Here is a 255-nt window from a genome sequence, read left to right on the forward strand (position 1 = left end):
CCAGCACGCCCGCGCCGTAGGCACACAGCAGTGACGGCAGCAGCGTCGCCCAGACCCCGGCCACGCCGCCGGCCAGCCAGCCGATGCCGAGCAGGCCGATCAACGCGGCCAGCAGCTCCAGCGGCGCGATGGCGAATACGGCGGCCAGCAGGCAGGCGATCTTGCGCGGCAGGCTGGATTTGCCGGTGAGCATGACCAGCAGGCGGTAGGCAGTGCGCGCGCCATGTGCGGGCTGGAACAGGCCGTAGATGAAGC

Annotated in this window: 1 pseudogene; it reads right to left on the reverse strand. The window is 71.4% G+C overall.

The window, feature by feature from the left end:
• Positions 1-255, reverse strand: a pseudogene (locus tag DBR34_RS24475) (RpoH suppressor); the annotation flags it as partial.

The sequence above is a fragment of the Stenotrophomonas sp. HMWF003 genome (assembly GCF_003061285.1).
Lineage (GTDB): Bacteria > Pseudomonadota > Gammaproteobacteria > Xanthomonadales > Xanthomonadaceae > Stenotrophomonas > Stenotrophomonas maltophilia_AP.